The organism is Nocardioides albidus (assembly GCF_006335005.1).
Taxonomy (GTDB): Bacteria; Actinomycetota; Actinomycetes; order Propionibacteriales; family Nocardioidaceae; genus Nocardioides; species Nocardioides albidus.
Genome location: NZ_VDMP01000027.1, coordinates 118,027 through 138,813, shown reverse-complemented (window position 1 = coordinate 138,813; position 20,787 = coordinate 118,027). Strand labels below are relative to the sequence as shown.

The following is a 20,787-nucleotide window of genomic DNA, read 5'->3' as shown; positions in this document are numbered from 1 at the left end:
TGTGACATGCGCCTGGATCATCTCTCCTACGCGGCCGGCCCCGACGGACTCGCAAGCACGGCAGCCCGGCTGGGCGCGGCGATCGGGCGTGAGTTCGTCGACGGCGGCGTCCACCCGCGCTTCGGCACCCGCAACATGATCCTGCCGCTGACGGACTGCACCTACCTCGAGGTCGTCGAGGCTCTCGACCACCCCGCGTCCGACAAGGCGCCCTTCGGCCAGGCCGTCAAGGCCCGCTCCGCCCTCGGCGGCGGTTGGCTCGGCTGGGCCGTCGCCGTCCCCGACATCACCACCGTGGAGCGGCGTCTGGGCCGCCCGGCGGTCCCCGGGTCGCGCCACCGGCCCGACGGCACCGAGCTGCGCTGGAAGCAGATCGGCATCAACGGCCTGATCGCCGACCCGCAACTCCCCTTCTTCCTCCAGTGGGACGTCCCCACCGAGCTGCACCCCTCCACCGGCGCCGACGGCACCGTCTCCCTCGCCGGCATCGAGATCGCCGGTGACCCGCAGCGGGTCAGCGAGTGGCTCGGCGAGACCGTCGAGGCGCCGCTGGAGGACGTCAAGGTCGAGTGGGTCGCCCCGCACGGCACCCCCGGCATCCTCGCCGCGCAGGTGCTCACGCCGGACGGCATCGTCCGCATCTGACCGGCCGGCTCCGCGCGCCTGTGAGCCGGTGAGCCCGTGAGCGCACCGCCCAAGGGGGCCATCCCGAGCCCCAACATCTGGCACCACACGGCGACGTACGAGCTCGAGAACCGGGCCGCCGATCCCGACGGTCGGCTCTGGTCGGCGATGTCCGCGCGCGCGGACTGGTCCGGGCGCACGGTCCTCGATCTCGGCTGCGGCACCGGCTTCCACCTGCCGCGCTTCGCCGAGCGCGCCGCGCGGGTCGTCGGCGTCGAGCCGCACCCGGCGCTGGTGCGGCTCGCGGACCGCCGGCTGCGCAGCCGTGGTGTCGCGAACGCCGAGGTGCTGCAGGGCACGGCGCAGGAGATCCCGCTCCCGGACGCCTCGGTCGACGTGGTCCAGGCGCGCTGGGCGTACTTCTTCGGTCGCGGATGCGAGCCCGGCCTGGCCGAGCTCGACCGCGTCGTACGCCGGGGCGGGGTCGCGCTGGTCATCGACAACGACGGCTCACGCTCGACCTTCGGCGGCTGGTTCCGCCGCGGCTATCCGCACCTCGACCCGCCCGAGGAGACCGAGCGGTTCTGGAGCCTGCGCGGATGGACCCTCGACCGCGTCGACATGGGCTGGCGGTTCGGCTCGCGCGCCGACCTCGAGGCGGTCGTGCGCATCGAGTTCACCCGGGAGGTCGCCGACCAGGTCCTGCGCGAGCACGACGGGCTCGAGGTGGACTACGCCGTCAACCTCTGGTCGAGGATCTTCTGATTTGACGGGGCCGAGCGGCCTGGCCGGCTACCGGACGCTCGACGCCCTGATCCGAAGGCTGGGCTGGAGAAGCACGCCGTCGCTCGCCGGACGGCCGGGCGCCAGCAGGGCCCGCAACGCCGCGACGAGGTGGACCGCCACCTCCTCGAGCGGCTGGCGCACCGACGTCAGGCCCATGACCTGGGCGACCTGGGAGTCGTCGAAGCCCACGACGCCGACGTCGGCCCCCGGCTTCTGACCGCGCTGGGCGAGAGCGTGCAGGACACCGACGGCCAGCGTGTCGGAGGCGCACACGAACGCCGTGGGGCCACTCGTGTCGAGCAGCGTCGCGGCGGCCTCCCGACCCGCGTCCACGGTGTCGGAGACCGCCGCCTCGAGGCCGGTGGTGGACAGGGCGTGCGTCGCCATCGACCGGTGCCAGCCGGCCCGGCGGTCCTCGCCGATGCGGGAGCCGGGCTGCCAGCCCAGCCACGCGATCCGCTCGTGTCCCTGGGCGCGCAGGTGCTCGGTCGCGGCCTCGACGCCGGCGGCCCCGTCGACGTCGACCCAGGGATGGCTCGCCGCCGTGTCGTCCCACGGCCGGCCGAAGGCGACGAACGGCGCGCGCCGCTGCGCCAGGCCGACCGTCTGCGGATTGCCGAGATAGGTGTCGGTCACCACGAACGCGTCGACGGCCGTGGAGCGGAGGAGGTCGTCGTACCCGCCGAGCGGGTCGGGCAGCTCCCCCTCCGCGACCCGGCCGCCCGAGAACAGCAGGATGTGGTAGCCGGCCTCGCGGGACGCCTCGACGAGCGCGTGCACGAACCGGTCCATGGCCATGTTGGCGGTGAACTCCTGGGCTGGGCCCAGCCGCAGACCGACCAGGTGCGAGGAGCGGGTGCGCAGGTGGCGGGCGGCCTGGTTCGGCGTGTAGTCGAGCTGCTCGATGGCCTCCTGGACCCGGGCGAGGGTGTCGGGCCGGAGCAGGGCGGGATTGTTGATGGCGTTCGAGACGGTCTGCCGCGAGACGCCGGCCCGCTCTGCGACGTCGGCGAGGGTGGCCGGCGGGCGGGGGGTGTCCACCACCCGATCCTCCCACGACGATCTCCACAGCCTCCGCGTGCCAGGGCGGTTGCGTCGGCGGTCTGTTCTAGTGTCGTGCCATGGCTGGTTCGAAAGCACGTTCGACTTACCGATGCGGCGAGTGCGGCTGGTCCACGGCGCGCTGGGTGGGCCGGTGCGGCGAGTGCCAGGCCTGGGGCTCGGTCTCGGAGACCGCGGTCGCCAGCGCCGGACCGTCGGCACGCACGGCGGCCGCGCCCGTCACCAGCGCCGCCGTCCCGATCGGCCAGGTGTCGGCCGAGCGCGCCGTCCACCATCGCTCCGGCGTCCCTGAGCTCGACCGCGTGCTCGGCGGCGGCCTCGTGCCGGGGGCGGCCGTGCTGCTCGCCGGCGAGCCCGGCGTCGGGAAGTCGACGCTGCTGCTCGAGGTGGCCGCCCGCACCGCCGCGGCCCGCCAGCGCACCCTCTACGTCACCGGCGAGGAGTCGGCCGCGCAGGTCCGCCTGCGCGCCGATCGCACCGGCGGCATCCACGACCAGCTCTACCTCGCCGCCGAGACCGACCTGGGAGCGGTCCTCACCCACATCGAGCAGGTCCGTCCGAGCACGGTCGTCATCGACTCGGTGCAGACGATCAGCGCGTCGGGCGTGGACGGCGTGCCGGGCGGCGTGACCCAGGTCAAGGAGGTGGCCCAGGCGCTGGTGCGGATGGCCAAGAGCCGCGACATCACGGTGGTGATGATCGGCCACGTCACCAAGGACGGGGGGATCGCGGGACCTCGCGTCCTCGAGCACCTCGTCGACGTCGTCCTCCACTTCGAGGGCGACCGCAACTCCCGGTTCCGGATGCTGCGTGCGGTCAAGAACCGGTTCGGCCCGGTCGACGAGGTCGGCTGCTTCGACCTCGGCCCCGACGGCATCCGCACGGTCGAGGACCCGACCGGCATCTTCGTGGAGCGGCACCACGGCCGCGTCCCCGGCACCTGCGTCGCCGTGTCGATGGAGGGACGTCGGCCGCTGCTGACCGAGGTGCAGGGCCTGGTCACCCTCTCGCCGGCCGAGCGCCCGCGTCGCACGACCTCCGGGATCGACGGGTCGCGGCTGGCGATGATCCTCGCGGTCCTGCAGCAGCACTGCGGCCTGCGCCTCCACCAGCACGACGTGTTCGCCTCGACCGTCGGCGGCGCCCGGCTCAGCGATCCGGGCGCCGATCTCGCCCTCGCGGTCGCCATCGCCTCCGCCCACTTCGTGAGCGCACCGCCCGCCGGCGTGGTCGCGCTCGGCGAGATCGGCCTGTCCGGCGAGCTGCGGCGGGTGCGCGACCTGCCCCAGCGCCTGGCCGAGGCGGCGCGGCTCGGCTTCGCGATGGCCGTCGTCCCCGCGGACCCCGGCGCCGCCCAAGGCGTGCGCCGCACCGGCAGTGAGCGCAGCGTCGACGGGATGCGCGTGGTCGAGGCCCCCGACGTCGCGTCCGCGCTGCGCGTGATGCAGGTCCATCAGCGCACGAAGCACGCTTTGGAGGTGGTCGAGTAGGACTCCGCCCGGGTCCCGCCGGGATCCCCCACAACCGAAGGACAGCGTCCTCGGCGATAACCAGGCATGAGCAGCCACGTGCGCGGATAGGGTGACCACGTCCATCCAGCACGTCAGCAGGGAGCACCCGTGGTCACGTCGGCCGATCCGCGACTCCGCGAGGCCCTCGCATCGATCGCACCCGGCACTCCCCTTCGCGACGGGCTGGAGCGCATCCTCCGCGGCCGGACCGGTGCGCTGATCGTGCTGGGCCGGGACCGTCTCGTCGACAGCCTGTGCACCGGCGGCTTCGAGCTCGACGTGCCGTTCACCGCGACCGGCCTGCGCGAGCTCGCCAAGATGGACGGCGCGATCATCGTCGACGGCAGCGTCAACCGGATCGTCCGCGCGGCGGTGCACCTGATGCCGGACCAGGGCATCCCCTCCGACGAGACCGGCACCCGGCACCGCACGGCCGATCGGGTGGCGAAGCAGACCGGGCACCCCGTCATCTCGGTGTCGCAGTCGATGCAGATCATCGCCGCGTACGTCGGGCACACCCGCCACGTCCTCGAGGACTCCGGTCAGATCCTCTCGCGCGCGAACCAGGCGCTGGCCACCCTGGAGCGCTACAAGCTGCGCCTCGACGAGGTCTCCAGCACCCTGTCCGCGCTCGAGATCGAGGATCTCGTGACCGTGCGCGACGTGGCGGTGGTCGCCCAGCGTCTGGAGATGGTCAGCCGGATCGCGCGCGAGATCGAGGACTACGTGCTCGAGCTCGGCACGGACGGTCGTCTCCTCGCGCTCCAGCTCGAGGAGCTGGTGACCGGCGTCGACACCGAGCGCGAGCTGGTCATCCGCGACTACGCGCCCTCGCGGCGCCGCAGCCGCGAGCCCGGCGACCTGCTCTCCAAGCTGGAGCAGCTCTCCTCCACCGACCTGGTCGACCCGTCCGCGGTGGCGAAGGTCCTCGGCATCGGCACCGGCGAGCACCTCGACGGCGCCGTCGCACCCCGCGGCTACCGGCTGCTGACCAAGGTCCCGCGCCTTCCCGCCGGCGTCATCGAAGGCCTGGTGGACCACTTCGGCACCCTGCAGAAGCTGCTCTCGGCCGGCATCGACGACCTCCAGGCCGTCGAGGGCGTGGGCGAGCTGCGAGCCCGCAGCGTGCGCGAGGGACTGAGCCGGCTGGCCGAGTCCACCATCCTCGAGCGCTACGTCTGAGACCAGCCGGGACGGGCAGCAGGGCCGGAGGCTCCGAGGCTCCTCGCTGCGGCGGATTCAAGCGCTCGTCGCACCTCAACCACTGGCCGGCTCAGTTGACCGGCGTCTCCGGCAGCTTCTGCTTCTTCGTGTGCTTGGCCTTGGGGGTGACCTGGATCGTCGCCGGCGCCGGGGCGCCGAGCTCGAACTGCGCCTCGGCGGGCTCCCCACCCAACGCGGCGGCCGCGATGGTGAAGGTGCCGGGCGCGGCCCATCCCGCTCGCCGGGTGCAGCCGTCGGTGGACTCGCGCGCCTCCGCCCACACCAGCTGGACCGTGGTGGCGACGGCGCGGCGTACCACGACGGGCTGGGCGCTGAGCGCCTGCGGGCACTGTCCGGTGGTCCACACGTCCTCGGTGCCCTGCGCGACCTTCACGACCACGGTGTCCGCGCTGACCTGCCAGGTGCACGCCTCGGACTCCCGGGTCTGCAGCGACAGGGTGAGCGGGACGTCGCGCCCGGCGACGGCGCCCGGCGCGACCGAGGGCGTCACGAGGACGTCGGACGCATCGCACTCCCCGTCGGGCTCGGCCAGGCTGGGCGCGGTCGGCGTGGTGGGTCCGGTCCCCGTCGGCGCGGTGGCACCGCGCCCGCCTGACTTCTGGTCGTCGTCCGCGCGGGCCGTGGTCCCGGTCGACGCGACCCGTCCACCTGCCTGCTCCGCCGCCGGGCGGGGGTCGGAGCTCGCGTCGCTGCCCGCGGTCAGCACGCGCGCGATCACGAAGACCAGCGCGAAGGCGATGCCGAGCACGAACACCCGTCGCCGCCAGTACACCCCGGGCGGGAGCGGGCGCGACGTGGGCATGGGACGACGGTAGTCAGCCGGGCGCGGTGAACCCGGCTGACCCGCCGAGGTCCCTCGCGATCCGGAGCCACGTCACAATGGAGGTCCCATGACGACAAGCCCCCTGGTCGAGACGGTTCTGCGCTGGTACGACGAGAACGCCCGCGACCTCCCGTGGCGACGCCCCGAGGCCAGCCCCTGGTCGGTCCTGGTCAGCGAGTTCATGCTCCAACAGACCCCCGTCGTTCGGGTCCTTCCGGTCCACGAGGCCTGGCTCACGCGCTGGCCGACACCGGCGGACCTGGCCGCGGAGGCCTCGGGCGAGGCGGTCCGGGCGTGGGGACGACTCGGCTATCCCCGCCGCGCCCTGCGCCTGCACGCGGCCGCCGTGGCGATCACCGAGCAGCACGGCGGCGAGGTCCCGTCGTCGTACGACGAGCTGCTGGCCCTGCCCGGAGTCGGCGACTACACGGCGGCGGCGATCGCGGCGTTCGCCTACGGGCAGCGCCAGGTCGTCCTCGACACCAACGTCCGCCGCGTGCTGGCCCGCGCCGTCACCGGCACGGAGTTCCCGCCGCGCTCGGTCACCCGGGCGGAGCGCGCGCTCGGAGCGGAGCTGCTTCCGAGCGATCCCCCGACCGCGGCGACCTGGTCGGTGGCCGTGATGGAGCTCGGCGCGCTCGTCTGCACCGCCGACCGCCCGCGCTGCGCCGACTGCCCCGTCGCGGGCCTGTGCGCCTGGCGGCAGGCCGGGTCGCCGGCGTACGACGGCCCGCCGCGTCCCGTGCAGACCTACGCCGGCACCGACCGGCAGTGCCGCGGCCGGCTCCTGGCGGTGCTGAGGGACGCCCCCGGCCCGGTCGCCGAGGAGCGCCTCGACCTGGCCTGGGACATCGACGAGCAACGGGAGCGATGTCTGGCGTCACTGGTCGCCGACGGGCTCGCCGCCGTCGACGCCGACGGGCGCTACCGGCTGCCCTGATCCGCGACCGCCGCGACCGCATCCGCGAGGTCGGCGACACAGCGCTCCAGCGCCGCGGTGCCCCGCTCGAGCGGCAGGTCGAGGTGCAGGCCCATCAGCGCCACATCGAGCAGGTTCGCCGCTCGGGGCGCGGCGGCGCGGCTGCAGCCCGAGGCCACGAGCAGGTCGACGAGGGCGGCGAGCCAGGCCTGGTTGGACGCGCGCACCCCGCCGGCGTACGGCTCGCGTCCAAGGAGTCCGAGGGCCGCGGCCTCGACGTAGAGCCGCTGGCAGCGCTCGAGCCGGCCCTCGGTGGACGCGGCCCACAGGGCGAGGACCGCCTCACGCACCGAGGACGCCGCCGGCAGCGAGCGGAGGTGCGCGATCGACCTCTCGTTGGCGGTGTGCAGGACGGTCGCGATCAGATCGTCCTTGCCGGAGAAGTGGTAGAGCAGCATCCGGTCGCTGGTCCCCAGCGCCGCCGCGACCGGGCGCAGGCTGAGCCCGATCAGGCCGTGCTCGAGGGCGTAGTCGGTCACCTCCTCGGCGAGCTGCGCTCGTCGCTCGCCGTCCTTGGCCGCCGTTTTCACACCGGCAATGTAGCAGGTGCTACAGTTGCGTAGCAGTCGCTACATGAAAGGACGTGTGTCGTGGTGATCGCTTGGGTTGTCCTGTTCGGAGCCATCGGGGTCGAGGTCGCCGCCAGTGCTGCCCTGCCCCGCACCGAGAGCTTCCGTGACCCGCTGTGGACCGCGCTGGTCGTCGGGGGGTACGCGACGTCCATCTGGATGCTGGCCGTCGTCGTCAAGCACCTGCCCGTCTCGGTCGCGTACGCCGTGTGGGCGGGGCTCGGCACGGCGGGGATCGCCGTCGTGGGGAGCCTGTTCCTCGGCGAGAGGCTCGACGCGTTCAAGATCGCGGCGCTGGCGCTGATCATCCTCGGCGTGGTGCTCCTCAACCTGACCGGCGCTCACTGAGGATCCGCCCGCCGCGGAAAAGCGACCCGGCGCCTCCTGAAACGAGCTCAGGAGGCGCCGGGTCGAGTGCGTTCGGGCTGGTCCGCGACGGTCAGTCGTTGCCGGCGACGGGCAGGTCGCCCTCGCCGGGCTCGCCGCCGTCCCGCTTGTCGGCGACCGTCTCGAGCGGCGGCAGGTCGGGGAGCGTCCCGACCTTCTGGCCCTCGAAGGTGAAGGTCGCCGCGGGACCCTCGCCGTCGACGTCGACGAGCACGATCTGGCCGGGGCCGACCTCGCCGAAGAGCATCTTCTCGGCGAGCACGTCCTCGATCTCACGCTGGATCGTGCGTCGCAGCGGCCGCGCGCCGAGGACCGGGTCGAAGCCGCGCTCGGCCAGCAGGTTCTTCGCCTTCTGGGTGAGCTCGAGCTTCATGTCGCGGTCCTTGAGGCGCAGCTCGACGCCGGCGATCATGTTGTCGACCATCGCGACGATCTGCTCCTGCGACAGCGGCGGGAACACGATGATCTCGTCGACGCGGTTGAGGAACTCGGGCCGGAAGTGCTGCTTGAGCTCGTCGGAGACCTTCGCCTTCATCCGGTCGTAGGAGCCCGCGGCGTCACCGGAGTTGAAGCCGAGCCCGACGGACTTGCCGATGTCGCGGGAGCCGAGGTTCGTGGTCATGATGATGACGGTGTTCTTGAAGTCCACGATCCGGCCCTGCGAGTCGGTCAGGCGACCTTCCTCGAGGATCTGCAGCAGGCTGTTGAAGATGTCGGGGTGGGCCTTCTCGACCTCGTCGAAGAGCACGACGGAGAACGGCTTGCGGCGCACCTTCTCGGTGAGCTGGCCGCCCTCCTCGTAGCCGACGTAGCCCGGAGGCGAGCCGAAGAGGCGCGAGACGGTGTGCTTCTCGCCGAACTCCGACATGTCGAGCTGGATGAGCGCGTCCTCGTCACCGAAGAGGAACTCGGCCAGCGTCTTCGAGAGCCAGGTCTTGCCGACGCCCGAGGGGCCGGCGAAGATGAACGAGCCGCCGGGGCGCTTGGGGTCCTTCAGGCCGGCACGGGTACGACGGATCGCCCGGGAGAGTGCCTTGACGGCCTCCTCCTGGCCGATGACCCGGCGGTGCAGCTCGTCCTCCATCTTGAGCAGCCGCGTGGACTCCTCCTCGGACAGCTTCACGATCGGGATGCCGGTCGCCACGGCGAGCACCTCGGCGATCAGCTCCTCGTCGACCTCGGCCACCTCGTCCATGTCGCCGGCGCGCCACTGCTTCTCGCGCTCCGACTTCTTCAAGATGAGCTGCTTCTCCTCGTCGCGCAGGCGCGCGGCGGCCTCGAAGTCCTGGCCGTCGATGGCCGCCTCCTTGCGCTGGCGGACCTCGGCGATCTGCTCGTCGTACTCGCGCAGGTCGGCGGGAGCGGTCATCCGGCGGATCCGCAGCCGCGAGCCGGCCTCGTCGATCAGGTCGATCGCCTTGTCCGGCAGGAAGCGGTCGGAGATGTAGCGGTCGGCGAGGGTGGCCGCGGAGACCAGCGCCTCGTCGGTGATCGTCACCCGGTGGTGCGCCTCGTAGCGGTCGCGGATGCCCTTGAGCATCTCGATGGTGTCGGCGATCGACGGCTCGGGCACCTGGATCGGCTGGAAGCGGCGCTCGAGCGCGGCGTCCTTCTCGAGGTACTTGCGGTACTCGTCGAGGGTGGTCGCGCCGATGGTCTGCAGCTCACCGCGGGCCAGCATCGGCTTGAGGATCGAGGCCGCGTCGATGGCGCCCTCGGCCGCGCCGGCGCCGACGAGGGTGTGGATCTCGTCGATGAACAGCACGATGTCGCCGCGGGTGCGGATCTCCTTGAGCACCTTCTTCAGGCGCTCCTCGAAGTCACCGCGGTAGCGCGAGCCGGCGACCAGCGCACCCAGGTCGAGGGTGTAGATCTGCTTGTCCTTGAGCGTCTCGGGCACGTTGCCCTTGACGATGTCCTGGGCCAGACCCTCGACGATCGAGGTCTTGCCGACGCCGGGCTCACCGATGAGCACCGGGTTGTTCTTGGTGCGCCGCGAGAGCACCTGCATCACGCGCTCGATCTGCTGCGCGCGGCCGATGATCGGGTCGAGCTTGCCCTCGCGGGCGTCCTGGGTCAGGTTGCGGCCGAACTGGTCGAGCACGAGGGACGACGACGGCTGGTCGCCGCTGCTGGCGCTGCCCGTGCTGGCGGCCGCGGCCGTGCCCTCCTTGCCCTGGAACCCCGAGAGCAGCTGGATGACCTGCTGGCGGACCCGGTTGAGGTCGGCGCCGAGCTTCTGCAGCACCTGGGCGGCGACGCCCTCGCCCTCGCGGATCAGGCCGAGCAGGATGTGCTCGGTGCCGATGTAGGAGTGGCCGAGCTGGAGCGCCTCGCGCAGCGAGAGCTCGAGGACCTTCTTGGCGCGGGGGGTGAAGGGGATGTGTCCGGACGGCGCCTGCTGGCCCTGGCCGATGATCTCCTCGACCTGGGCGCGCACGGCCTCCAGGGAGATGTCCAGCGACTCGAGCGCCTTGGCGGCGACACCCTCGCCCTCGTGGATGAGGCCGAGCAGGATGTGCTCGGTCCCGATGTAGTTGTGGGAGAGCATGCGGGCCTCCTCCTGGGCCAGCACGACCACCCGGCGGGCACGGTCTGTGAACCGCTCGAACATCTGCACGCTCCTCACACGTCACACGGGGCTGTTCAAGGGATACAACCCCGCAACCACCCTACGCGTTCCGATCCAGCGACCCTGATCCGTCCGCTGTCAGCGAACAGTGCTCACCCGTGTGGTCGAGGGGGTGCCGCCGGAGCGGTCACGAGACCCGCGGTCAGGCTCAGTGGGCGGACTCGTACGCCTCGCGCACGTCGGCGGGGATCCGGCCCCGCTCCGGGACGTCGCGGCCGGTCTCGCGGGCCCACTCGCGGATCTCCTTGGCCGCCGCTCCGCCGGCCGCCGCGGCGGACCGGGCACCGTTGCGCCTCGCGCCGCCACCGCCGCGACCGACCTTGCGGCCGTGGCCGACGTACGGCGCCAGCGCCTCGCGCAGCGCGGAGGCGTTGTCGTCATTGAGGTCGATCTCGTAATTGGCGCCGTCGAGACCGAAGCTGACCGTCTGTGTGGCGTCGGTCCCGTCGATGTCGTCGACGAGGACGATGTTCACCTTCTGTGCCATGAGCGAGAACTCCCTCGGGAAGTGTCAGGAATCGAATGTGCCGAAAGCGGCGATATCGGATCCTTGCACAAATGTGGGAGAAAGCGAATCATCGCTGATTGCGCAGGAATACCTTCTCGAGTCCGCGGAGAGTCAGCCACGGAGCGTTATGGGTGAAGCAGCGGCACTCGTCGACCACGAGCGGCGCGAGATAGCCCGTCGCGATCACCGAAGCCTCGTCGACCCCACAGCCCAGGGCGGTGATCAGCCGTTCGACCATGCCCTCCACCTGGCTGGCGACGCCGAAGACCATGCCCGACTGGAGCGCCTCGACGGTGTTCTTGCCGATCACGCCGCGGGGGCGGACCAGCTCGACCATCCGCAACTGGGCGCCGCCACGGCTGAGCGCGTCGAGGGAGATCTCGATGCCCGGCGTGATCGCGCCGCCGACATAGCGGCCCTGCTCGTCGACGACGTCGTAGGTGGTGGCTGTTCCCCCGAAATCGACGACGATGGCCGGACAGTCGAAATCGGCGGCCGCGGCGAGCGCATTCACGATCCGGTCGCTGCCGACCTCGCGAGGATTGTCGACGAGAATGGGCACACCGGTGCGAATACCGGGCTCGACGATCACGCAGGCGATGTCGGGGAAATGCGCGGGCAGCATCTCGCGCCAGGCATTGAGCACGGCCGGGACGGTCGCGCACACCGCGATCCCGCTGACCTCGCTCTCCCGGGGGCCGAGCAGTCCGCGCAGGAGGACGCCCCACTCGTCGGCGGTGCGGTGCTCGGCCGTCGAGACCCGCCAGTCGGCCAGGACCGTGCCGTCGGCGACGAGGCCGAGGACGGTGTGGGCGTTGCCGATGTCGGCGGCGAGCAGCGGCATCGGTCAGCCCGTCCGGAAGTCCAGGCCGAGGTCGAAGACGTTGACGGAGTGGGTGAGCGCGCCGACGGAGATGAAGTCGACACCGGTCTCGGCCACCTCGCGGGCCCGTTCGAGGGTGAGCCCGCCGGAGGCCTCGAGGGTCGCCCGGGCGCCCGCGGCCTCGTTGATCCGCACCGCCTCGGCCATGTCGGCGGTGCTCATGTTGTCGAGGAGCACCTCGGTGCAGCCCGCGGCCAGCACGGCCTTCAGCTCGTCGAGGTCCATCACCTCGACCTCGACCCGCAGGCCGGGGTGCGCTGCGACGACCGCCTCGTACGCCGCGACGACACCGCCCGCGGCGACCGCGTGGTTGTCCTTGACCATGGCCCGGTCCACCAGGCTGAAGCGGTGGTTGACGCCGCCGCCGCAGCGCACGGCGTACTTCTGCAGCGCCCGCCAGCCGGGCAGCGTCTTGCGGGTGTCGAGGACGCGGGCGCGGGTGCCGGCCAGGGCATCGACCCACTGCGAGGTCGCTGTCGCGACCCCGGAGAGGTGGGAGGCGAAGTTGAGAGCGGTGCGCTCCGCCGTGAGGACGCCGCGCACCGGTCCGGACACGGTGAGGACCACGTCGCCGGGAGCCACCCGGGTGCCGTCCGGGACCCGGCCGGAGATCGCCACGGAGTCGCCGAGGGCGTAGACGAAGGCGAGCTCGGCGATCGCGAGGCCGGCGACCACGCCCGGCTCACGCGCCGCGAAGTCGGCGACGGCGTGGCCCATGTCGGGCATCGCGTCGCTCGTGACGTCGTCGACACCGCCGGGGAGGTCCTCCTCGAAGGCCAGCACCACGTGGTCGTAGACCGCCCGGGGATCCAGCCCGGCCTCGGCGAGCTCCGCGACGAGACGGGCGGGCAGGTCGTCGTACGGCGTGCGGACGATCACCGCAGCCCTCCGTCCGTGGCGGGCGCCGGCACGAAGGACACGGCCGTGACGCCGTCGTCCATGGTCGCGTCGAAGTGACCCGCCCACTGCGCGTCGTCGCGCTCCGGGAAGTCCTCGCGCCAGTGGGAGCCCCGGGTCTCCTCGCGCAACGCGGCGGCGTCCGCGAGCGCGGCGCTGATGGTGAGCAGGTTGGTGGTCTCCCAGGACGCCTGGTCGACCGCCTCGGCGCCATGGCCGGCGAGCTTGTCGAGCACGGCGCAGGCCTCGGCCAGTCCGGCGGCGGTCCGCAGCACGCCCACCCGCGAGCTCATCGTCTCCTGGAGCTCACGGCGCACCTCACCCCCGACCAGGCCGGCGGTACGACGATCGGGCGACGGCTCCCGCCAGGCCGGCAGCTCCGCGGGCAAGACGTCGGCGATCCGGCGTGAGAAGACCAGTCCCTCCAGCAGCGAGTTGGAGGCGAGCCGGTTGGCGCCGTGGACGCCGGAGCAGGCGACCTCGCCGGTGGCGTAGAGACCGGGGACGTCGGTGCGTCCGTAGAGGTCGGTGCGCACCCCGCCCGAGGCGTAGTGGCACGCGGGGGCGACGGGGATCAGCTGGGTCACCGGGTCGATGCCGTGGGAGCGGGCGGTGGCCAGGATGGTCGGGAACCGCCGCTCCCAGAACTCCCGCCCGAGATGGCGTGCGTCGAGCCACATGTGCGGGCGCCCGGTCTCGAGCATCCGCTTCATGATCGCCTTCGCGACGACGTCGCGCGGGGCGAGGTCGGCGAGCTCGTGCACGCCCTGCATGAAACGGGTGCCGCCGTCCTCGGGGGGGCCGTCGACGAGGAAGGCGCCCTCCCCGCGGACGGCCTCGGAGATGAGCGGCTGCTGGCCGCGGGAGTCGGGGCCGAGATACATCACCGTCGGGTGGAACTGCACGAACTCGAGGTCGCGCAGAGTCGCCCCCGCACGAAGCGCGAGGGCCATCCCGTCGCCGGTGGAGACGACGGGATTGGTGGTCTGGGTGAACACCTGCCCGAGGCCGCCGCTGGCCAGGACCACGGCGCGGCAGTGGACGGCGCCCACGCCGTCGCGCTCGCCCTCGCCGATGACGTGCAGGGTCAGCCCGGCGACCGAGGTGCGCCCCTCGTCGTCCTCGCCGAGGAGCAGGTCGACGGCCAGCGCGTGCTGGATGACCTCGATGTCGGGCGCCGCCTCGACGGCGGCGATGAGGGCTCGCTGGATCTCCGCGCCGGTGGCGTCGCCGCCGGCGTGCGCGATGCGGTCGCGGTGGTGGCCGCCCTCGCGGGTGAGCGAGAGCTCGCCGTCGTCGGTGTGGTCGAAGTTCGTGCCGAGCGCGATCAGCTCGCGCACCGCCTCCGGCCCCTCGTTGACCAGGACCCGGACGGCGTCGGCGTCGCACGCGCCCGCTCCGGCGACGAGGGTGTCGACCTCGTGCTGCTCCGGGGTGTCCTCAGGACCGAGGGCGGCGGCGATGCCGCCCTGGGCCCACTGGGTCGATCCCGCGTTGAGCACGTCCTTGGTGACCACCAGGACCTTGTCGACGTGGGCACGCAGCCGGAGCGCTGCGGTGAGGCCGGCGATGCCGGACCCGACGATGACGACGTCGGCGCGCGTCGTCCAGCCGGGGCCGGGCGCGGTCAGGCGCCCCGGAAGGCGCAGAGCTGCTGGCATCCCCGCAGGCTACCGAGTCCGGCAGTCAGCGACCGGCGGTGACGTCACCGCGGGACAGGCCCGGGTCGCCGAAGGTCTCGGCGGGGTCGAACCCGGTCGCCATGATCTTGTTGTCGGCGTCGACGAAGACGACGTGCGGCTGGTGCTCCTTGGCCTCCTCGGTCGTCATCTGGCCGTAGCCGATGAGGATGACGAGGTCGCCGGGGTGGACCAGCCGGGCGGCGGCGCCGTTGATGCCGATCACGCCGCTGCCGCGCTCGCCGGCGATCGTGTACGTCTCGAGGCGCGCGCCGTTGGTGATGTCCACGATGTGCACGAGCTCGCCGGCCAGCAGGTCGGCGGCCTCGAGCAGGTCCTCGTCGACGGTGACCGAGCCGACGTAGTGCAGGTCGGCCTGGGTCACGGTGGCCCGGTGGATCTTGCTCTTCATCATGGTGCGAAGCATCAGTTGCCTCCGGTGTGGGTGGTGGTGCCCGCCGCGGTCGCGGTCGAGCCCGGGTGGGAGTCGGTGTCGAAGCGCAGGGGAAGGTTGTCGATGAGCCGGGTGGTGCCGACCCGAGCAGCGACGAGGATCCGGCCCTCGGTGCCGGGGTCGGGGTAGTCGGGCAGCTCGCCGAGGCCGGTGGTCGTCAGGGCGAGGTAGTCGAGCTCGATGCCGGGCTCGCCCTTGAGGACGCTCATCGCCGCCCACCGCGCCGCCGGGACGCCGTACGGCGCCCGCTCCTGGGCAGCGCGCAGCGCCCGGCTCAGCGCGGCCGCCTGCTGCCGCTGCTCGGCGTCGAGGTAGCGGTTGCGGCTCGAGCGCGCCAGCCCGTCGGGCTCGCGGTCCGTCGGCGCACCCACGATCTCGATGCCGAGGCACAGGTCGGAGGCCATCCGCCGGATCAGCGCGAGCTGCTGGTAGTCCTTCTCACCGAAGATCGCCACGTCGGGCCGGACCAGGCCGAAGAGCTTGGCGACGACGGTCAGCACCCCGCGGAAATGGCCGGGACGGCTGGCTCCTTCGAGGAGGTCGCCGAGCGGTCCGGGCTCGACGGTCACGGCCTGGGAGTCCACGCCGGGATGGGGCACGCCGTCGGGGTACATCTCCGCGACCGTCGGCGCGAACACGACGTCGACGCCCTCGGTCGCGGCGATCTCGAGGTCGGCGTCGAAGGTGCGCGGGTAGCGGTCGAGGTCCTCGCCCGGCCCGAACTGCAGCGGGTTGACGAAGATGGAGAGCACGACCCGACCCTGGTCCCCGGCGCGCTCGCGCGCCATCCGCAGCAGCGAGGCGTGGCCCTCGTGCAGCGCTCCCATGGTCGGCACGAACACGACCGGCGCGCGGCCGGGGCCGACGAGGCTCGCCAGGTCCGCCCGGCTGCGCGCGACCGCAGGCGTGGTGAGGACGCTCATGCGCCGAAGGCGGTGGAGTCGAGATGGGGCAGGACCCGGCGCTCGCCGTACGCGCTGAGCACGGTGGCGATCGCGCGCGCCCTGATCGGCAGCAGCCGACCGTCGGTGACGGCGTGGTCGAGGGTGGCCCAGGCCATGGCGACGTACGACGGCAGGGTGTCGGGCGCGTTGGTCGAGATGTCCTTGAGGTGGGCCGCGACCGTGCGGACGTCGCCGCGGACGATCGGGCCGGTGAGCGCCGCGTCGCCGTGGGCGAGCGCGTTGTCGAGGGCGGCGTCGAGGAGGGGACGCAGGGTGCCCGCGGGGTCGTCGACGCCGGCGGCGCTGAGCAGCCCCATCGCCTCGCTCACCAGGGTGACGAGGTGGTTGGCGCCGTGGGCGAGGCCGGCGTGGTAGAGCGTGCGCATCTCCTCGGGCACCCAGGTGGGGCGGCCGCCGAGGTCGGCGACGAGGGACTCGGCGAGCTCGCGCTCCTGCGAGCCGGCCGTGAGTCCGAACACGCAGCCCTCGAGGCGCTCGAGGTCGACCGCCGTGCCGGTGAAGGTCATCGCCGGGTGCAGCGCGATCACCCGCGCGCCGAGCGCGGCGGCGGGAGCGAGCACGGCGAGACCGTGGCGGCCGGAGGTGTGCGCGACGACCTGGCCGGCGCGCAGCGCACCGGAGTCGGCCAGCACCTTGACGACGTTGGGAAGCATGTCGTCGGGCACCGTGAGCAGCAGCAGCTCGGCCTCGCGAGCGACCTCGCTGGGCTTGCGGAGCGGGACTCCCGGAAGCAGGTCGGCGGCACGGCGCCGGGACGCGTCGGACTCGCCGGCAGCGGCGACGACGGGGTGGCCGGCCGCGCGGAGACCCGCGGCGATGACGGCGCCGACGCGGCCAGCGCCGATCACACCCACACGGAGGAGGTGGGACATCGTGAACCTTTCGTTCCCGTCCCTCCGACCACTCCTGCCGCGAGGCGGGAGCCGGGGTGGGTACCGGACGATGTGCTCAGTTGTCGTCCCGGGGCTCCGGAACGGCCTCAACGGTACGCCTGCACCGCGAGCCCGGGAACCGCCCGATCCGGTGGCCTGCGTCACAGGAGCGGGCCGTCTCCTAGGCTCGGAGCCATGTCGACGCCCTCCGCCCTCCCCGCCGGCGCTCGGCTGCTGCACATCGGTCTGCCCAAAACCGGCACCACCGCGCTGCAGGCGTCCTTCCACGCGGCGCGCGCGGAGCTGGCACAGCAGGGTGTCCACTACGCCAGCAAGGGCCCGAACCCGCTCCGCGTGGCCCGGTACGCCGCCGGCACGGCCGTGCCCGCGGACGCGGCGGGACGCGAGGCGCTCGAGGGCCGGTGGCGGCGCCTGTCGGCGGAATTCCGCGATTCCCGCGCCCGGGTCACGGTCCTGTCCAGCGAGGCGTTCAGCGGCGCCGCCCCCGAGCGGGTCGACGCCATCGCCGAGGCCCTCGGGGCCGACGCCACCGTGGTGGTCACACTCCGCCCGGTCGCCGCCCTCCTCCCCTCGCACTGGCAGCAGGCGATCCGGCACGGAGCCACCGAGCCGCTGGAGGAGTGGCTGGGGCACGTGCTGGATCCGGACCACCCCTTCGCCGCGGCCATGGGCAGGTACGCGCCGGAGACCCTGCTCGCGACCTGGGGCCGGAGCTTCTCCGAGGACCGGATGGTGTTCGTGTGCGGCGACCCCCAGGACCGGCAGTTCAACCACCGCACGTTTGAGGCCCTGCTCGGGATCGAGGGCGTCCTGAAGCAGCAGGACGTGGCGAACTCGTCGCCGCCGTACGCCGAGATCGAGTTGCTGCGTCACCTCAACCTGGCGCACGGCGACCGCGGCTCGGACGAGCGGTGGACCCGGGTGCTGCGCCGGGCGGGGCGCCGGATGGGCGACACCCCGCCGCCCGGGGCCAGCGCGGAGAGGCTGCAGCTGCCCCGGTGGGCGGTCGAGCGGATCAACGAGACCGCTCAGGCGTCGATCTCGGCGCTGCGGGCCTCCGGTGCCGTGGTCGTCGGCGACCCCGCGAACCTGATCTCCGATCCGGACCGGCACCCCGTCGACGTCCGTAGCCCCGAGGCCGTCAGCCTCGAGATGGCCGGCTGGTTCGCCCAGGCCGTCGCCGAGCTGGCGGTTGCGGAGGCCGACGAGCCCGCGCAGGAGCGGGTCCGGCGCCTCGAGGCCGACCTCGCCGCGGCGGAGGAGCGGGCGAGCCGGGTGCAGGACGTCCCCGCGAGCCGACTGGCCCGCGCGCTCGCCGCGAAGGCGGCCCGAAGGCTCGGCCTCAAGGGCCCCGCGAGGAGATCCTGAGATGAGCGCCTCCTCGCCCGCCGCGCTGCCGTCCGGCGCGCGCCTGCTGCACATCGGCCCGCACAAGACCGGCACCACGGCGCTGCAGAGCGCCTTCCACCAGGCCCGGGACGAGCTGGCCGAGCAGGGCGTCCGCTATCTCTCCCGCAGCCAGCACGACGCCCGTGCCGCACGCTGGGTGACCGAGCGGATGGTCGCCGGACGGGACCCGGTCAAGGCCGAGAGCACCTGGCGACGAGTGGTCGGGGATCTGGTCGCCCCGTCGACGGAGCGGCGGATCTTCAGCAGCGAGCTCCTGTCCGACGCCACCGACGAGCAGATCGCGCGCATCGTCGGCGAGGTCGGGACCGACGACCTGTGGATCGCGATCACGATGCGGCCGCTCGCCCGGATCCTGTCGTCGCAGTACCAGCAGAGCCTGCAGCGCGGAAGCATCCACCGCTACGACGACTGGCTGACGATGATGCTCGCCGATGACACCAGTGCGCCGGAGCCTCAGGAGTTCTGGCGACGCCACGGAAACGACGAGCTGGTCCGCCGGTGGGCTGCCCGTGTCGGGGCCGACCGGGTCGTGGTCGTCGTCCTCGACTCACGCGACCACGCCTTCCTGCCACACACCTTCGAGCACCTGCTCGGCCTGCGCCCCGACACCCTGGCGGGCAAGGACGCCCAGGAGAACCGGTCCCTGACCGCCGGCGAGGCCGAGCTGCTGCGGCTGTTCAACGCCGACTTCGCGGCGCTGGGCCTGGGACCGGCGCACTACGCGCGGGTCCTGCGCCACCTCCGCCCGCACCTCCAGGATCGTGCGCCGAGGCCCGACGAGGCCACCCTCGCCACGCCGGACTGGGCGGTCCTGCGCGCCAACGAGGTCGCGGCCGCGATGGCGGCCAGGATCCGCGATCTCGGTCCACAGGTGTACGGCGACCTCGCCTCGCTCTCGGCAGCGCCCACGGCCGGGGTCCCCGCGACACCGCCGCCGCCGGCGGACGTCCCCGCGGACGTGGCGGCGTGGTTCTCCGCCGGCCTGGCCCTCGCAGCCGACCGCCTCGCGTCGGCCCCGGGACCCGCCGAGGGAGCGCCAGGGACCCGGCCCGGCCGAGGGCTGCGCAGCCGGCTCAGTCGCCGAGGCTGAAGGGGTCGTCCCGGCGGACGTCGTACACGTGGCCCGACTGCTCGGAGATGAGCACGTCGACCGACGTGCGCGCGACGGTCAGCGAGTCGAGCAGCGTGCCGGGCGCCTCCTCGCCGAACGCCTTGGTGCGCATCGGCGTGGCGGTCCGCTCGGGGTTGATGCAGTTGACCCGCACGCCGGCGTCCGCCCACTCGTCGGCGAGCGCCTGGGTGAGGTTGACGGTCGCCGCCTTGGCCGAGGAGTAGAGGCTGTAGCCGCCCCGACCGCGGGTGTAGGAGCTCGACGTGAACAGCAGCAGGGAGCCGTGCGACGCGGCGAGGTGCGGGTAGAACTCCTGGGCGATGAAGATCGGACCGAGGTAGTTGATGTCGGTCGCGGCGTAGATCGTCTCCTCCGTGGTCTCGAGGAGCTCGCCACGGGGCAGTACGCCGGCAGTGTTGACGACGAAGTCGATGGAGCCGGTCTTCGCGATCGCCTCCTGGGCGGCGGCGGCGATGTCGGCGCGCCTGCCGACGTCGGTGCCGGTGGTCGAGCGGCTGAAGCTGAGCACGGTCGCTCCGTACGACCGAGCGAGGTCGGCGATGTCGGCGCCGATGCCGTAGCTGCCGCCGAAGACGACCATCGTCCTGCCGTCGAGCGCGGTCCGGTAGCCGGCCTCGTCCCGCGCGCGGGGCAGGTCGATGCCGGTGAGCTGGAAGAGCTTGTCCGCGATGAACACGTCGATCGGCTCGGTGACCTTCATGTTCCGGTCGTCGCCGTGGACCACGATGATCGGCTCGTCGGGCAGGTACTTCAGCACGACACTGCAGTCGTCGGTCGCGGTGAAGTCGGGATCGCCGGCAGCGATCTCGTAGGCCTTCGCGAGGACGTCGAGCCGGAAGGCCTGCGGTGTCTGGCCGCGCCGGAGCGAGGCGCGAGGCGGGATGCTGCTGATGGTGTCGTCGGGAGCGACCTCGATGATCGTGTCGGCCGACGGGATCGCGACATCGACCGCCGGGTAGCGCTCGAGAGCGGTGAAGCACTCCCCGATGATCCGCGGAGTCACCAGCGGACGGACGGCGTCGTGCAGCAGGATCCGGGTCTGCGCGGTGTCGCCGCCGGCGGCCAGGTGGTCGATGGCGCGCTGCGTGGTGTCGTTGCGCGTCTCGCCGCCCTCGAGGATCGCGGTGACCTTGGGATAGCCGCCCTTGCGGGTGATGTCACGGACCGCGTCGGTGTGCCCAGGCGTCATCATCACGACGACCTCGTGGACGTCGGGGTGGTCGTGCAGGGCGAGCAGGGTGTGCTCCAGCAGCGTCTTGCCCGCGACCTTGATCAGCTGCTTGGGGATGTCGAGCCCGACCCGGCTTCCGACCCCACCGGCGAGAAGGACGGCGACATTCCTCGTCATGGACGGCAGTGTCCCACGGCC

Annotated in this window: 20 protein-coding genes; 8 read left to right on the top strand and 12 right to left on the bottom strand. The window is 72.7% G+C overall.

All coding sequences use genetic code 11. From position 1 onward, the window contains the following. Nucleotides 1-6 precede the first annotated feature (6 nt). Entirely contained in the window at nucleotides 7-645 is a 639-nt protein-coding gene (locus FHP29_RS19050) for a VOC family protein (protein WP_139624454.1), read from the top strand. Between the two features lie 36 nt (nucleotides 646-681). Continuing rightward, entirely contained in the window at nucleotides 682-1,389 is a 708-nt protein-coding gene (locus FHP29_RS19045; RefSeq protein ID WP_139624453.1) for a class I SAM-dependent methyltransferase, read from the top strand. A 27-nt stretch (nucleotides 1,390-1,416) separates the two neighbouring features. Here FHP29_RS19045 and FHP29_RS19040 read toward each other — a convergent pair whose 3' ends face one another. After that, nucleotides 1,417-2,451: a LacI family DNA-binding transcriptional regulator gene (locus FHP29_RS19040; protein WP_240044608.1), complete on the bottom strand. Its 1,035-nt coding sequence runs from the start codon at nucleotides 2,449-2,451 to the stop codon at nucleotides 1,417-1,419. Between the two features lie 80 nt (nucleotides 2,452-2,531). Here FHP29_RS19040 and radA point away from each other — a divergent pair, with 80 nt between their 5' ends. Both radA and disA read left to right on the top strand, forming a co-directional pair. Then, nucleotides 2,532-3,962, top strand: coding sequence for a DNA repair protein RadA (radA, locus tag FHP29_RS19035; protein ID WP_139624451.1), 1,431 nt, complete (start codon nucleotides 2,532-2,534; stop codon nucleotides 3,960-3,962). A 129-nt stretch (nucleotides 3,963-4,091) separates the two neighbouring features. Next, on the top strand, nucleotides 4,092-5,165 hold the full coding sequence (gene disA / locus FHP29_RS19030) for a DNA integrity scanning diadenylate cyclase DisA (protein WP_139624450.1): 1,074 nt from the start codon (nucleotides 4,092-4,094) through the stop codon (nucleotides 5,163-5,165). A gap of 91 nt (nucleotides 5,166-5,256) precedes the next feature. Here disA and FHP29_RS21895 read toward each other — a convergent pair whose 3' ends face one another. Continuing rightward, nucleotides 5,257-6,009, bottom strand: coding sequence for a hypothetical protein (locus FHP29_RS21895; protein ID WP_158296645.1), 753 nt, complete (start codon nucleotides 6,007-6,009; stop codon nucleotides 5,257-5,259). An 88-nt stretch (nucleotides 6,010-6,097) separates the two neighbouring features. Between FHP29_RS21895 and FHP29_RS19020 the strand changes: the two genes are divergently transcribed. After that, nucleotides 6,098-6,970 carry an HhH-GPD family protein gene (locus FHP29_RS19020; RefSeq protein WP_139624449.1) on the top strand — a complete coding sequence of 291 codons (873 nt, stop codon included), beginning with the start codon at nucleotides 6,098-6,100 and terminating at the stop codon, nucleotides 6,968-6,970. On the opposite strand, the gene FHP29_RS19015 is transcribed toward FHP29_RS19020, so the two are convergent. Beyond that, complete coding sequence (locus FHP29_RS19015) at nucleotides 6,955-7,539, bottom strand: TetR/AcrR family transcriptional regulator (protein WP_240044607.1); 585 nt, start codon at nucleotides 7,537-7,539, stop codon at nucleotides 6,955-6,957. The genes FHP29_RS19020 and FHP29_RS19015 overlap by 16 nt on opposite strands. 63 nt (nucleotides 7,540-7,602) lie before the next feature. On the opposite strand from FHP29_RS19015, the gene FHP29_RS19010 reads away from it, so the two are divergent. Continuing rightward, nucleotides 7,603-7,926, top strand: coding sequence for a DMT family transporter (locus FHP29_RS19010; protein WP_205014279.1), 324 nt, complete (start codon nucleotides 7,603-7,605; stop codon nucleotides 7,924-7,926). A gap of 91 nt (nucleotides 7,927-8,017) precedes the next feature. Here the strand turns inward: FHP29_RS19010 and FHP29_RS19005 are convergent, their stop codons facing one another. From FHP29_RS19005 to FHP29_RS18970, 8 genes are all read right to left on the bottom strand, one after another. Next, nucleotides 8,018-10,579 (bottom strand): ATP-dependent Clp protease ATP-binding subunit, encoded by a 2,562-nt coding sequence (locus FHP29_RS19005; RefSeq protein ID WP_139624446.1) that lies wholly within the window; start codon nucleotides 10,577-10,579, stop codon nucleotides 8,018-8,020. Between the two features lie 166 nt (nucleotides 10,580-10,745). Further along, complete coding sequence (locus tag FHP29_RS19000; protein ID WP_139624445.1) at nucleotides 10,746-11,084, bottom strand: histone-like nucleoid-structuring protein Lsr2; 339 nt, start codon at nucleotides 11,082-11,084, stop codon at nucleotides 10,746-10,748. 88 nt (nucleotides 11,085-11,172) lie between these two features. Next, nucleotides 11,173-11,949 (bottom strand): type III pantothenate kinase, encoded by a 777-nt coding sequence (locus FHP29_RS18995; RefSeq protein WP_139624444.1) that lies wholly within the window; start codon nucleotides 11,947-11,949, stop codon nucleotides 11,173-11,175. A 3-nt stretch (nucleotides 11,950-11,952) separates the two neighbouring features. Continuing rightward, on the bottom strand, nucleotides 11,953-12,867 hold the full coding sequence (gene nadC / locus FHP29_RS18990) for a carboxylating nicotinate-nucleotide diphosphorylase (protein WP_240044606.1): 915 nt from the start codon (nucleotides 12,865-12,867) through the stop codon (nucleotides 11,953-11,955). Then, nucleotides 12,864-14,546, bottom strand: coding sequence for an L-aspartate oxidase (locus tag FHP29_RS18985; RefSeq protein WP_139624443.1), 1,683 nt, complete (start codon nucleotides 14,544-14,546; stop codon nucleotides 12,864-12,866). Before FHP29_RS18985 ends, nadC begins: the two co-directional genes overlap by 4 nt. A gap of 25 nt (nucleotides 14,547-14,571) precedes the next feature. Further along, nucleotides 14,572-14,991: an aspartate 1-decarboxylase gene (gene panD, locus FHP29_RS18980; RefSeq protein WP_139624442.1), complete on the bottom strand. Its 420-nt coding sequence runs from the start codon at nucleotides 14,989-14,991 to the stop codon at nucleotides 14,572-14,574. Then, on the bottom strand, nucleotides 14,991-15,941 hold the full coding sequence (panC, locus tag FHP29_RS18975; protein WP_139624441.1) for a pantoate--beta-alanine ligase: 951 nt from the start codon (nucleotides 15,939-15,941) through the stop codon (nucleotides 14,991-14,993). The genes panD and panC overlap by 1 nt, the downstream gene beginning before the upstream one ends. Then, a complete protein-coding gene (locus tag FHP29_RS18970) occupies nucleotides 15,938-16,855 on the bottom strand; it encodes a Rossmann-like and DUF2520 domain-containing protein (protein WP_139624440.1) in 918 nt (305 codons plus the stop codon). Before FHP29_RS18970 ends, panC begins: the two co-directional genes overlap by 4 nt. Before the next feature lie 195 nt (nucleotides 16,856-17,050). Here FHP29_RS18970 and FHP29_RS18965 point away from each other — a divergent pair, with 195 nt between their 5' ends. Further along, nucleotides 17,051-18,244, top strand: coding sequence for a hypothetical protein (locus FHP29_RS18965; RefSeq protein ID WP_139624439.1), 1,194 nt, complete (start codon nucleotides 17,051-17,053; stop codon nucleotides 18,242-18,244). A 1-nt stretch (nucleotide 18,245) separates the two neighbouring features. Next, a complete protein-coding gene (locus FHP29_RS18960; RefSeq protein WP_139624438.1) occupies nucleotides 18,246-19,376 on the top strand; it encodes a hypothetical protein in 1,131 nt (376 codons plus the stop codon). On the opposite strand, the gene FHP29_RS18955 is transcribed toward FHP29_RS18960, so the two are convergent. Continuing rightward, nucleotides 19,360-20,766: a bifunctional cytidylyltransferase/SDR family oxidoreductase gene (locus FHP29_RS18955; RefSeq protein WP_139624437.1), complete on the bottom strand. Its 1,407-nt coding sequence runs from the start codon at nucleotides 20,764-20,766 to the stop codon at nucleotides 19,360-19,362. The genes FHP29_RS18960 and FHP29_RS18955 overlap by 17 nt on opposite strands. Between the last annotated feature and the right edge of the window lie 21 nt (nucleotides 20,767-20,787).